This is a genomic window from Burkholderia sp. BCC1638 (genome assembly GCF_902833195.1).
In the GTDB taxonomy this organism is placed as follows: domain Bacteria; phylum Pseudomonadota; class Gammaproteobacteria; order Burkholderiales; family Burkholderiaceae; genus Burkholderia; species Burkholderia diffusa.
Genome location: NZ_CADFEC010000004.1, coordinates 286,809 through 299,553 on the forward strand (window position 1 = coordinate 286,809; position 12,745 = coordinate 299,553).

The 12,745-nt window shown below is 64.4% G+C and carries 13 protein-coding genes; 9 read left to right on the top strand and 4 right to left on the bottom strand.

From position 1 onward, the window contains the following. Window positions 1-20 precede the first annotated feature (20 nt). Genes HWX22_RS06725 through HWX22_RS06760 form a run of 8 tightly spaced genes read left to right on the top strand, consistent with a single transcriptional unit; the run spans window position 21 to window position 8,183 of the window. Window positions 21-407, top strand: a complete 387-nt coding sequence (locus HWX22_RS06725) for a hypothetical protein (protein ID WP_175915260.1) — start codon at window positions 21-23, stop codon at window positions 405-407. Beyond that, window positions 394-1,596, top strand: coding sequence for a glycosyltransferase (locus HWX22_RS06730; RefSeq protein ID WP_059820161.1), 1,203 nt, complete (start codon window positions 394-396; stop codon window positions 1,594-1,596). The genes HWX22_RS06725 and HWX22_RS06730 overlap by 14 nt, the downstream gene beginning before the upstream one ends. Beyond that, entirely contained in the window at window positions 1,593-3,110 is a 1,518-nt protein-coding gene (locus HWX22_RS06735; RefSeq protein ID WP_175915261.1) for a glycosyltransferase family 1 protein, read from the top strand. The genes HWX22_RS06730 and HWX22_RS06735 overlap by 4 nt, the downstream gene beginning before the upstream one ends. Next, the gene (locus HWX22_RS06740; protein WP_175915262.1) at window positions 3,103-4,104 is read left to right on the top strand and encodes a glycosyltransferase family 9 protein; all 1,002 of its coding nucleotides are present in this window, start codon (window positions 3,103-3,105) and stop codon (window positions 4,102-4,104) included. Before HWX22_RS06735 ends, HWX22_RS06740 begins: the two co-directional genes overlap by 8 nt. A 34-nt stretch (window positions 4,105-4,138) precedes the next feature. Beyond that, window positions 4,139-5,065 carry a D-glycero-beta-D-manno-heptose-7-phosphate kinase gene (rfaE1, locus tag HWX22_RS06745; protein WP_347879456.1) on the top strand — a complete coding sequence of 309 codons (927 nt, stop codon included), beginning with the start codon at window positions 4,139-4,141 and terminating at the stop codon, window positions 5,063-5,065. A 44-nt stretch (window positions 5,066-5,109) separates the two neighbouring features. Then, entirely contained in the window at window positions 5,110-6,150 is a 1,041-nt protein-coding gene (gene gmd, locus HWX22_RS06750) for a GDP-mannose 4,6-dehydratase (RefSeq protein ID WP_059820157.1), read from the top strand. A gap of 13 nt (window positions 6,151-6,163) precedes the next feature. Then, a complete protein-coding gene (locus HWX22_RS06755; protein ID WP_175915264.1) occupies window positions 6,164-7,042 on the top strand; it encodes a GDP-mannose 4,6-dehydratase in 879 nt (292 codons plus the stop codon). 19 nt (window positions 7,043-7,061) lie between these two features. Beyond that, complete coding sequence (locus HWX22_RS06760; RefSeq protein WP_175915265.1) at window positions 7,062-8,183, top strand: glycosyltransferase; 1,122 nt, start codon at window positions 7,062-7,064, stop codon at window positions 8,181-8,183. 8 nt (window positions 8,184-8,191) lie between these two features. On the opposite strand, the gene rfbD is transcribed toward HWX22_RS06760, so the two are convergent. Genes rfbD through rfbB form a run of 4 tightly spaced genes read right to left on the bottom strand, consistent with a single transcriptional unit; the run spans window position 8,192 to window position 11,611 of the window. Beyond that, window positions 8,192-9,088: a dTDP-4-dehydrorhamnose reductase gene (gene rfbD / locus HWX22_RS06765; protein ID WP_175915266.1), complete on the bottom strand. Its 897-nt coding sequence runs from the start codon at window positions 9,086-9,088 to the stop codon at window positions 8,192-8,194. A 20-nt stretch (window positions 9,089-9,108) separates the two neighbouring features. Then, window positions 9,109-9,660 (bottom strand): dTDP-4-dehydrorhamnose 3,5-epimerase, encoded by a 552-nt coding sequence (rfbC, locus tag HWX22_RS06770; protein WP_175915267.1) that lies wholly within the window; start codon window positions 9,658-9,660, stop codon window positions 9,109-9,111. Continuing rightward, entirely contained in the window at window positions 9,645-10,538 is an 894-nt protein-coding gene (gene rfbA / locus HWX22_RS06775) for a glucose-1-phosphate thymidylyltransferase RfbA (protein ID WP_175915268.1), read from the bottom strand. The genes rfbC and rfbA overlap by 16 nt, the downstream gene beginning before the upstream one ends. An 11-nt stretch (window positions 10,539-10,549) precedes the next feature. Then, window positions 10,550-11,611: a dTDP-glucose 4,6-dehydratase gene (gene rfbB, locus HWX22_RS06780; protein ID WP_175915269.1), complete on the bottom strand. Its 1,062-nt coding sequence runs from the start codon at window positions 11,609-11,611 to the stop codon at window positions 10,550-10,552. A 290-nt stretch (window positions 11,612-11,901) separates the two neighbouring features. On the opposite strand from rfbB, the gene HWX22_RS06785 reads away from it, so the two are divergent. Then, window positions 11,902-12,741 (top strand): symmetrical bis(5'-nucleosyl)-tetraphosphatase, encoded by an 840-nt coding sequence (locus HWX22_RS06785; protein ID WP_175915270.1) that lies wholly within the window; start codon window positions 11,902-11,904, stop codon window positions 12,739-12,741. Window positions 12,742-12,745: the final 4 nt, after the last annotated feature.

Here is a 12,745-nt window from a genome sequence, read left to right on the forward strand (position 1 = left end):
GACGACGAGGGATCGACGACATGACTCAATCCGATAACCGCCCGGACATTGCATCGGGCGACGAAGCATCGACGCGCGACGCGCGAATCCGCGATTCGCAGGCGTTCGCGAAGCATCTCGAACCAACGCGCGAAGACACGCGTCAACCCGTGCTGTCCCCGTTGCGCATCGACGCCGAGCTGCTCGCGCGCATCGGCATGCTGAGGCACCTCGCCGCGCCGCGAACGTCGCTGCCGCCGCGCATCGCACGCTACCGTTTGCTGCGGTTCGGTCCCGTGCAGCGCATGGTCCTGCGCGTATGGAACTACTTTACGCGCCCGGGCCGCACCCAGTCGCAAGCAACAGCCGACTGCGTCGACCTGATTTACACGGAACTCAAGCGGATCACGCAGCATGACCACCGGTAACCTGTCCGCCAAGCGGCGCGTTCTGATCATTCGTGGCGACCTGAACAGCTACAGCGGCTATGCGTATGCGACCCGTCTCTATCTCGAATGGCTGGAGCCACACTTCGACATCGTGCTCGGCGTCGACCTTCACGGACACCCGTCCCGCCATGTCACGGTATGGCCGTACCCGCTGATCGCCGACAACTGCGTCGCGAGCGCCGCGAAGATGCCCGATAGCGAGGTCGTCGTCCTGACGATCTCGACGCCCGACAACTTCCGTCCGTTCAGCGGCGCGCGGAGTATCGGCCTGTTCTTCTGGGAAACCGATCGCCTCGGCAATCAGTCGTGGATCGCATCGATCAACGATATCGACGAAGTCTGGGTTCCGGCCCGGTTCATGCAGCCGATGCTCGAGGAAGAAGGCGTCGAGGTTCCGGTCGTCTACACGCCCTGCCCGATGCCGCACGGCTCCTCCGAACCGCGCGACGCGTCGGTTCCGGATCTTACGTTGCGCGAAATTCCGCTGCGCGAAGGCGCGGCGCCGAAACTCGCATCGCTGTCCGAAGTACGTGCGTCGTGCGACCTGCTTCTGCTCAGCACCAACACGCTGATCCCGCGCAAGGGTTTCCCGGTCCTCGCCGACGAATGGCTCGACGTGATTCGCGCGCATCCGCGCGCGGGGCTCGTGCTCAAGGTATCGACGATCGACGTCACGGAAACGGCGGATCGCCTGTTCGACCGTGTAGCGACCCTGTTCGCGCAGATCGCGCGCCGCCACGACGTCGACGCTTCGCGCGTCTATCTTTGCACCGGCGCGCTGACGCACGACACGATGCAGGCGCTCGGGCAGACCTGCGACGGCTTCCTGACCGCGTCGTTCGGCGAGGGTCTGGGGCTCGGCCTGTTCGAAAACCTGCTGGCAGGCAAGCCGGCCCTGTGTCCTCGCCATACGTCGTTCGCGGAATTCCTGCCGGCCGACTATCGCTATTTCATCGACACCGAGATCGCAAACTTCGGTCTTGCCGATCCGGTCGGCGTGAATCCGATCTCGGCGCACTGGGGCGTACTTCGCGAAGGCGCGCTGCTCGCGACGGTCGAAACCCTGCTCGGCGATCTGCGCGAGCGGCGTACGAACACCGAAATCAGCGCCGCGGTCGAACATTTCCGGACCGTCTGCAGCCCGCGGGCATGGGAGCACCACGCATGATGCGTCTCGTCATCGACATCACTCCGCTCGCGATCAATCGCACCGCGATGTACTTCATCGTGCGCGATACGGTGCGCCATCTGATCCTGTCCGGCCATCCGGTTCAACTTCAGGCGCTCGGCGAACCGGTCGACCTCGCGGAATTCGTCGCAAACGACTACACGCTGAACGCCAGCTTCGAGTCGCGCGTCGGCGCACTGCTCGGCGCGGCCCTCGCCAATCCCGACGCGTTCGCACGCCGCCAGGACGATCGGCAGCCCGAAGCACCGTGCATCAACTTCGTGTTCGACCCGCTGTACCTGCTGTTCGTCGGCCGGGCCGCACGCACGATCGCATACGTGCTCGACCTGACACCGATCACGCGGCCGCAGTGGCACAACCCGAGCGTGTCGCGCCTCTATTCGATCGCGTACGACCGTCTTTACGACCCGTCGATAGACATCCTGTCGATCAGCGAAAGCACGTCACGCGACCTGTGGGCCAACTACGGCATTCCGCGCAGCCGCATGCGCGTCGTCCCGCTCTACGATCGTTTCGATCATCCGGTCGAGGCGAAGCGGCGCCAGCCGTCGCGGCAATTCCTGTTCGTCGGCAGCCTGGAAACCCGCAAGAACATCACCGGACTCGTCCAGGGCTTCGCGCTGTCGGGTCTGGCCAAGGAAGGCTACACGCTGCGCATCGTCGGTGGCGACGGTCACGGTGCCGAGGTCATCAAGGCCGCGGTCGGCCGCGTGGAAGGTGCCGTGCTCTGCGGCCGCCTTCCCGACGACAAGCTGCGCGACGAGTACGAGCGCTGCTGCGCGCTTGCATACCCGTCGCTATGGGAAGGCTTCGGCCTGCCGGCGCTGGAAGCGCTCGCGCGCGGCATCCCGCTGCTGCTGTCGGACACTGGCGCGCTACCCGAGGTCGGCGGCCCGTTCGCGCGCTATGTCGATCCGTGCAATCCGCATTCGATCGCGCAGGGCCTCGTCGAAGCCGCCCGCCGCGCGGATGACGACCCCGACTACGGCGCGCACACCCTTGGCGCACGCCAGGAATGGGTTCGCAAGTTCTCGCGCGAAGCCTACCTGTCGGTCGTCACGGAAGCCGTTCGCCACACGGAAAGCGCGGCCGCGCGATCCAGCGCGCGCAACGATCCGTTGTCCGAACATGCGGCGGCGCCCGGCGAATCCGCGGTCGACTCGCCCGCGGCGAATCGACCGTTGCCGCTCACGCGCCGCATCCGACGCGCACTGATCCATCGATCGCGGATCGTGCCGGCCACGCTGCGCGACGTACCCGGCAATTCGTTCTCACTCGACTACCTCTACTGCCTGCAACAGGAGCGGCGCCTGCGCCTGTCGCGGATGCTGTCGCGCTTCATGTCCGGCCGGATCTGGATGTATCCGTGGTACGCAGTGCGCGTGGTCGCCGAAGCCGTTTCGCTGCAGGTCACCAATACGCTGGTTCGATCGATGATCAACGAGACGCTGATCCAGAAACTCGGGACGCGTCTGGAGCGCGATCATGACTGACGTGGCTGTCGTCAAGCCCGATCACCTCGGCGATTTCGTCCTCAGCGTACCGGCGCTGCGCGCGCTGCAGCAGAAGTTCGGCAACTTCGATCTGTACGCCGCGCCGGGCAACCGGTTTCTGCTCGAACATTTCCTGCCCGACGGGCCGGCGCTGCATCCGACGAAGCTCGCGCACTTGCAGAAGGACGGGATCGGCGAAGGCATGCCGGAACTGATCGCGCAATTGAAGCCCTACTCGCTCATCGTCTTCTTGCGCGATGACGGGTTCTGCCACGAAGCGGGCAGCATCCTCGGCACGCGCGCCGTCGTACCGCGCAGCGACAACGTCACCCATGAGACGCGCATTCAGCAGCGCGTCACGGAATCGCTGACGGGCAAGTACTCGCGCTCATCGCTGATGTGGCCGACGGCCGGCTCCGCACCGCAATGGCCATCGGCCCTCCGCACCGTCGGCATCTCGCTGAGTGCTGGCTTCTTCGCGAACAAGATTCCGGCGACGACCTGGGTGCGGCTCGCACAGTCCCTGCAATCGAAGCACGGCATCGCGATCAAGCTGATCGGCGGCCCGCTCGAGGCAGACGAACTGAGCATGCTTGCGCGAATGCTGAATCTGGCCGACTCCGACGTAATCCTCGGTGGTTCGAAACTGTCCGATTTCCACGCGCGCGTCGGTGAATGCGACGTCGTGGTGGGCGCCGACAGCGGCACCCTGCACCTCGTGTCCGTCTGCCGGCCGGTGCTGGGTGTATTCACGTCGAGCCCGTGGCAACGCTTCTCGCCGTTCGGCGCGTCGAACCGCGTGCTGTACTCCGACGTTCCCTGCTCGCCGTGCATTCAGTTTTCCAAGGATGCCTACAACGGCTGCATCATACGCGAGTGTGCCGCGCTGATCACGGCGCCGGACATCGAAGCCGCCCTGCTCGCGTCCGGCCCCGGTGCAAAACCCAAACTGGGGCGCCTGCTGCATTTCGTCTGCGGCCCCAGCCATATCTGACCCGAACCCACCCATGGCCATTATCGAGGACAACGTGAATACCCAGCCTCATATCCTGGTCGTCGGCGACGTGATGCTCGATCAATACTGGTTCGGCAACGTCAACCGAATTTCGCCGGAAGCGCCGGTGCCCGTCGTCGCGGTCCAGCGAACCGAAGACCGGCTCGGCGGCAGCGCCAACGTCGCGCACAACTGCGCGCGGCTGGGCGCGACCGCCACGCTGCTCGCCGTCGCGGGGCGCGACGCGAATGCGGACACGATCGGGCGCCTGTGCCGGGAGAACGGCATCGACGCGCGGCTCTGCGTCGACGACGATCTGCATACGACGGTGAAGCTCCGCGTGGTCGGTCATCAGCAACAGCTGCTGCGCCTCGACTTCGAGCGCACGCCGGCACCGCCCGTGCTCGCCGAGATCGCGGCCGCCTTCGACGACGCGCTGCCGCGCGCCGACGTCGTGATCTTTTCGGACTACCACAAAGGCGCGCTGGACGACGTGCAGGCGCTGATTCAGCGTGCACGGTCGCAAGGCAAGGTGGTCCTCGTCGATCCGAAAGGCGACGACTACGAACGTTATCGCGGCGCGACCCTGCTCACGCCCAATCTCTCGGAATTCAAGGCGGTCGTGGGCCGGTTCGGCTCGGAAGCCGAACTGACCGCGAAGGCCGAGGCACTGCGTCAGCAGTTGTCGCTCGACAAGCTGCTCGTCACGCGCAGCGAGGAAGGCATGACACTGTTCGACGCACGCGGCGCACACCACCAGCCGGCGAAGGCCCGCGAGGTATTCGACGTGTCAGGCGCGGGTGATACGGTCATCGCCACGCTGGCGGTACGATATGCAACACATGGCGACTGGCTGCGTGCGATGCACGAAGCCAATGTCGCGGCGGGCGTCGTGGTCGGCAAGCTCGGAACCGCTACCATCACGCTCGACGAACTCGAAAACGCGCTCGCGGCCGAGTAAATCTGCCCGCCCGTTCAACCATCGCAAGTTACAGAGGATCTGACATGCAAAAGAAAACTGCAATCATCACCGGCATCACCGGTCAGGACGGCGCGTACCTCGCGGAACTGCTGCTCGGCAAGGGCTATCGCGTGTTCGGCACGTACCGCCGCACAAGCTCCGTGAACTTCTGGCGCATCGAGGAACTCGGCATCGCCGGGCATCCGGACCTCAATCTGGTCGAGCATGACCTGACCGACCTTTCGTCGACGATCCGCCTGCTGCAGACGGCCCAACCGGCCGAGGTATACAACCTCGCGGCGCAAAGCTTCGTCGGCGTCTCGTTCGACCAGCCGGTCACGACCGCCGAGATCACCGGCATCGGCGCGCTCAACGTGCTGGAGGCCATCCGCATCGTCAACGACAAGATCCGCTTCTACCAGGCGTCGACGTCGGAGATGTTCGGCAAGGTCCAGGCCGTTCCGCAGATCGAAACCACGCCGTTCTACCCGCGCAGCCCGTATGGCGTCGCGAAGCTGTACGCGCACTGGATCACCGTCAACTATCGCGAGTCGTACGGCATCTTCGGTTCGTCCGGGATCCTGTTCAATCACGAGTCGCCGCTGCGCGGCCGCGAATTCGTCACGCGCAAGATCACCGACTCGGTCGCCAAGATCAAGCTCGGCAAGCTGGACGTGCTCGAGCTCGGCAATCTGGACGCCAAGCGCGACTGGGGCTTCGCGAAGGAATACGTCGAAGGGATGTGGCGAATGCTGCAGGCGGACGAGCCGGACACGTTCGTGCTGGCAACGAACCGCACCGAAACCGTGCGCGATTTCGTGACGATGGCGTTCAAGGCAGCAGGCTATACGCTGCGCTTCGAAGGGACGGCGGACAATGAGCGCGGGATCGACGTCGCGACCGGCAAGACCCTCGTCAGCGTCAATCCGAAGTTCTATCGCCCGGCGGAAGTCGAATTGCTGATCGGCGATCCGGCGAAGGCCAAGGAAAAGCTCGGCTGGGCGCCCGAGACGAACCTCGAAACGCTCTGCGCGATGATGGTCGAAGCCGACCTTCGCCGCAACGAAGCCGGTTTCTCGTTCTGACGGTTTCGCGCCCATGGAACGTCATGCGCTGATTACCGGAGCGAGCGGGTTCACGGCGGCCTACGTCACGGATGCGCTCGTGCGCGCGGGGCATCGCGTCACGGGCGCGGGAAATCATGCCCATGACGGCCTGATCGCGCTCGACATCTGTTCGCTGGACGCCTGTCGCGCGACGATCGATGCGGTCCGTCCGACCAGCATCGTCCATCTCGCGGCGATCAGCTTCGTCGGTCACGACGACGCCAGCATGTTCTACAACGTCAACGTGATCGGCACGCTCAACCTGCTGCAGGCATGCGCGGACGTCGGCCACGTGCCGGACAAGATCCTGATCGCCAGTAGCGCGAACATCTACGGGAACGCGAGCGGCGCCGTGAGCGAAACGCAGCCGTTCGCACCGGTGAACCACTACGCGGCCAGCAAGGTCGCGATGGAACACCTCGTGCGGACATGGTTCGACCGGCTGCCGATCGTAATCACGCGCCCGTTCAACTACACCGGACGCGGGCAGTCGCCGCGCTTCCTGGTGCCGAAGATCGTGTCCCATTTCTCGGAGCGCAAGCCGCGGATCGAGCTCGGCAATCTCGACGTGTCGCGCGACTTCTCCGACGTCCGCTACGTCGCCGAGGTCTATCGCCGGCTTGTCGAAAACGACACCGCGGGCGAGACCGTGAACGTGTGCAGCGGCACCGCCCATTCGCTGACCGACATCGTCGACATGTGCCGCGAGCTTTCGGGACACGACCTCGACGTCGAGGTCAACCCGGCGTTCGTCCGTGCCAACGAGGTCAAGATGCTGATGGGCGTGCCGGACAAGCTGCGGGCTGCGGTGCCGGACGTCGCGCCGATCGATCTGCGTTCGACGCTGCGCTGGATGCTTGCAGCAGACTAACCGAGCCTACCGATCCGCAATGCGCGTCCTGCATTTCTACAAAACGTACAAACCCGACTCGATGGGCGGCGTCGAGCAGATGATCTGGCACATCTGCGACGGCGCCGCAGCACGCGGCATCCGCAGCGACGTGCTGACCGTCAGCCGCAACACGTCGACGGTCGACCTCGGCAGCCACCTGCACCATCGCGCCAAGGTCACGATCGATATCGCGTCGTCGCCGTTCTCCGTGTCCGCGTTTCGCCGCTACCGGGAACTCGTGCGCGACGCCGATATCGTGCACTACCATTTTCCATGGCCGTTCGCGGACATGGTTCACCTGACCGCACGCACCGGCAAGCCGTCGGTCGTCACCTACCACTCGGACATCATCCGGCAGAAGAACCTGCTGAAGGTATATCGGCCGCTGATGTTTCGCTTTCTCGATTCGGTCACGCGAATCGTCGCGACGTCGCCGAATTACGTCGACACGAGCCCGGTGCTTCAACGTTACCGCGACAAGGTCGACGTCGTGCCGATCGGCATCGACGAAGCCGCGTATCCGCGTGCGACCGATGCGACGCTCGCACGCTGGCGGCGCGAGATCGGCAGCAAGTTCTTCCTGTTCGTCGGCAACCTGCGCTACTACAAGGGGCTGCATCTGCTGCTCGATGCGCTGCATGGCACCGACCACCGCGTCGTCATCGTCGGCGCCGGTCCGATGGAACAGGAACTGAAGGCGCAAGCGCGCAGGCTCGGTGTGGAAAGCCAGCTGCTGTTTACCGGCGCATCGCCCGACGAAGACAAGATCGCGTTGCTGGAACTCTGCGAGGCGCTCGTCTTTCCGTCCCATCTGCGCTCCGAGGCATTCGGGATCTCGCTGCTCGAGGCGTCGATGTTCGGCAAGCCGATGGTGTCGATGGAGATCGGGACCGGCACGTCGTTCGTCAACGTGAACGGCGAGACCGGGTTAGTCGTCCCGCTCGGCGACACGCCAGCCCTGCGCAACGCGCTCGACACGCTGTCGAACGACCCGGCACTCGCGGCCAGGTTCGGCGCGGCGGCACGGCAACGCTACGAAGCCCGCTTCACCGCCGACAAGATGGTCGACGGCTACGTTGAAATCTACGAGCGCGTGTTGCGGGAACGGCGGCCGGCCTGAGACGGTCGTCAACCGGTCATGCCATCCATGCAAAGTCGGAGTGCATCACGCCACTGCGGCGCCGCGAGACCGAACGTGCGTACGAACCGGTCGTTTGCCAGTCGCGAATTGACCGGTCTCGACGCGGGCGTAGGATAAGCCGAGGCCGGGATCGGCAAGACCGTCAGCACGCGATCCATGCTCGCCTGTTCGAAAATCGCGGTCGCGAACTCGTGCCACGACGCGGCACCCGCCGCCGTCATGTGATAGAGCCCGCCATGCCGGCGCCACCACGCGTCGGCATCATCCGACACAAGCGCCTGTGCGGCGACGTGCGCAGTCAGCGCCGCGATCGTTTCCGACCACGTGGGCGCGCCAAACTGGTCCGCAACGATCTTCAGTTCGTCCCGTTCTTTCGCCAGGCGCAACATCGTCGTCAGGAAGTTGCGGCCTCTCGCGCCGTAGACCCAGCTCGTGCGCAGGATCAGGTGACGGCCGCCAACCGCCGCGATGGCCTGCTCACCGGCCAGCTTCGACTGGCCGTAGACGTTCAGCGGGTTCGGCACGTCGGTCTCGACATAGGGATCGGCCTTCGTCCCGTCAAACACATAGTCCGTCGAATAATGAATCAGCGATGCGCCGACTTGCGCCGCCTCTTCAGCCAGCACGCGCGGCGCAGCCGCGTTGATCGCCATCGCGAGATCACGCTCGCGCTCCGCGACGTCGACAGCTGTGTACGCTGCGGGATTGACGATCAGCGTCGGGCGGATCGTGCGCACGACTTCCCGGATCATGTCCGGGCGGGCGAGATCGAGCGCCGTCCGGTCGAGCCCGACAACCTCGCCGAGCCCCTGCAGATGGCGCAGCAGCGCGAAGCCGACTTGGCCGCCGATACCCGTCACGAGAATGGTTTGTTTGCGTTGCATCGTATCGCTCCGGCTCGCGCTTACGCGTACACGTCGGCATCGGCCAGACGCTTGCCTGCCGCATCCTTCGCCGCCAGTTGAGGTTCGCCGTCGAACGGCCAGTCGATGCCGAGCACGGGATCGTTCCACAACAGGCACCGCTCGTGTTCCGGGTACCAGTAATCGGTCGTCTTGTAGAGGAACTGCGCAGTGTCGGACAGCACGACGAAGCCGTGCGCGAACCCCGGCGGAACCCACAGTTGACGATGATTGTCACCGGTCAGCACCACGCCGGCCCACTTGCCGAAGTTCGGCGAACTGCGCCGGATGTCGACTGCGACGTCGAACACCTCGCCTTCGACCACGCGCACGAGTTTCCCCTGTGCATGCTCGATCTGATAGTGCAGTCCGCGGAGCACGCCCTTCGCCGAGCGTGAATGGTTGTCCTGGACGAATTCGACACCGGCCTCGACACGCTCGGCGAATTCCCGCGCGTTGAAGCTCTCGTAAAAGAATCCTCGCGCATCGCCGAACACTTTCGGCTCGATGAGCTTCACTTCGGGCAACGCCGTTGCAGTTACTTGGATAGCCATGCGACCTGGTCCGTCAGGATGTTCTTGAGATACTGCCCGTATGCGTTTTTCGCCAGCGGCTGCGCGAGCTTCAGCACCTGCTCCGCATCGATCCAGCGGCGGCGATACGCGATTTCCTCGGGACACGCGACGACTAGCCCCTGACGCTTCTGTAGTGTCGCGATGAAGCTGGCTGCCTCGATCAACGAATCGTGCGTGCCGGTGTCGAGCCATGCATAGCCGCGCCCCATGATCTCGACGTTGAGCGAACCGTCCGCGAGATAGCGCGAGTTGACGTCGGTGATTTCCAGCTCGCCGCGCGGCGACGGCTTGATCTCGGCGGCGATATCGCAGACGCGGTTGTCGTAGAAATACAGGCCCGTGACCGCGTAATTCGAACGCGGGTGGGCCGGCTTTTCCTCGATCGACAGCGCGCGGAAGGACTGGTCGAATTCGACCACGCCATAGCGTTCGGGATCGTGCACGTGATAGGCGAATACCGTCGCTCCCGTATCGCGTGCGTCTGCCCGCTCGAGCTGCTTTGCAAGATCGTGGCCGTAGAAGATGTTGTCGCCAAGGATGAGCGCCGACGGATCGTTGCCGACGAAGTCCCGGCCGATCAGGAATGCCTGCGCGAGGCCGTCCGGAGACGGCTGTACCGCGTACTGGATATTCATGCCCCACTGACTGCCATCGCTGAGCATCGCCTCGAAGCGCGGCGTGTCCTGCGGCGTCGAAATGATCAGCACGTCACGGATGCCCGCGACCATCAGCGTCGACAGCGGATAGTAGATCATCGGCTTGTCGTATACGGGTAGCAACTGCTTCGATACGACATGGGTGACCGGATACAGGCGTGTGCCGGAACCGCCGGCGAGAATGATGCCTTTGCGTGCCATGGGGTGAGCTCTCAGTTCCGTTCCGCGTAATTGGTTTCGACCCACTTTCGATATTCGCCCGACGCGACTTCGTCGACCCATTGCTGATTATCGAGGTACCACCGCACCGTCCGCGCGAGCCCGGTCTCGAATGTTTCGGCGGGACGCCAGCCAAGTTCACGCTCGAGCTTGCGCGCGTCGATCGCATAGCGGCGGTCATGGCCGGGCCGATCCTTCACGTGGGCAATCTGCTCGCGATACGAGCCAGCCGCCTTCGGGCGGGCACGATCGAGCAGATCGCACAGCGTGTGCACGACTTCGAGATTCGTCTTTTCGTTCCAGCCGCCGATATTGTAGGTTTCCCCGGGCACGCCGCGTGCGAGTACTTCCCGGATGGCACTGCAATGGTCGCCGACATACAGCCAGTCGCGCACGTTCATGCCGTCGCCGTACACGGGCAACGGCTTGCCGGCGAGCGCGTTCGCGATCATCAACGGGATCAGCTTCTCAGGAAACTGGTATGGACCGTAGTTGTTCGAGCAGTTTGTGGTGAGTGTCGGGAGACCGTACGTATGACGATAGGCACGCACGAGATGATCCGAACCGGCCTTCGTCGCCGAGTACGGGCTGTTCGGCGCGTAGGGCGTCGTTTCGGAGAATTGCGGGTCGGTTGCAGACAGCGAGCCGAATACCTCGTCCGTCGATACGTGAAGGAACCGGAATGCCGCCTTGTCGGCATCGCCGAGACCGCTCCAATACGTGCGGGCCGCTTCGAGCAGAGTGAACGTGCCGACGACGTTGGTTTGCACGAAGTCGGCCGGCCCGTGAATCGAACGGTCGACGTGGCTTTCCGCCGCGAAATGCAGGACCGCACGCGGCTTGTATTCGGCGAACAGCGCATCGAGTGCCACGCGATCGCAGATATCGACCCGCGCGAACACATGCGCAGGATTCTTCTCGACGGATTGCAGCGTGCGGAGGTTGCCCGCGTAGGTGAGCTTGTCGACGTTGAGTACGCCTTCGTCGGATTGATTCAGCCAGTCGAGTACAAAGTTGGCACCAATAAATCCCGCACCGCCCGTAATCAGGATCATGAGATTCTCTCTAATAGTACGCGGCTGGCACCGGCTGGTACCGCCCGCCTTCGACTTGCCAATGCAAATGGCCGTCACGTCAGGGCCGAAATTTTACCGGATCATCTTGAGCCGCCCGCGAAGACCGTAAAAATCGCGCGAGCGGCTAGCCGCCCCCGCACCAACCTTGCCGAGGCTACATTGCACGCATTCGACTGTCGATTATCATGGGACGGCAATCGAGGCATCGCCCTGGCCTCACTGCCCGCCTCCATCACGACTTCAACCTCCTCGACAACGCACCTACCCTCATGAGCCGGCCCCCCATCGCCATCGGCGACATCCAAGGCTGTCATTCAGCTTTCCAGTCGCTCTCCGAAAAACTTTCAGCCCCCGCCGACACCCCGCTCTGGATCGCCGGCGACGTCGTCAACCGCGGCCCGAGCTCCCTCGCCGCATTGCGCGCGGTCGTCGACCTCGGCCCACGCGCGACCGCCGTGCTCGGCAACCACGACCTCCATCTGCTCGCGGTGTCAGCCGGCATCCGCACCGAACGCCCGGGCGACACGATAGGCGAAATCCTCGACGCGCCCGACGCCGACGCACTGCTCGACTGGGTGCGCCACCGCCCGTTCGCCCATTTCGAAAACGATATGCTGCTCGTCCACGCAGGCGTGTTGCCGCAATGGGACGCCACGCTCGCACTGGAACTCGCGGACGAGCTGCAACGCGCGCTGCGCGCACCCGACTGGCGCGACACCCTGCAGGGCCTGTACGGCAACGAGCCGAACCAATGGAGTCCGAACCTCAAAAAACGCGACCGGATGCGCGTCGCATTCAACGCGTTCACGCGCCTGCGGTTCTGCACGCCCGACGGCACGATGGAGTTCAAAGCGAACGGCGGCCCCGACACCGCACCGCCCGGCTACCTGCCGTGGTTCGACGTACCGGCCCGCCGCACCGAAAACGTGACGGTCGTGTTCGGCCACTGGGCCGCGCTCGGCCTGATGCTGCGCGACAACGTCGTCGCACTCGATTCGGGGTGCGTATGGGGAAATCAATTGTCGGCCGTACGACTGACGGCCGACCCGGCGCAGCGCACGGTCACGCAGGTGCAGTGCGAAGCGTGCCGCACGCTGGGCGGCGAGTAGCCCG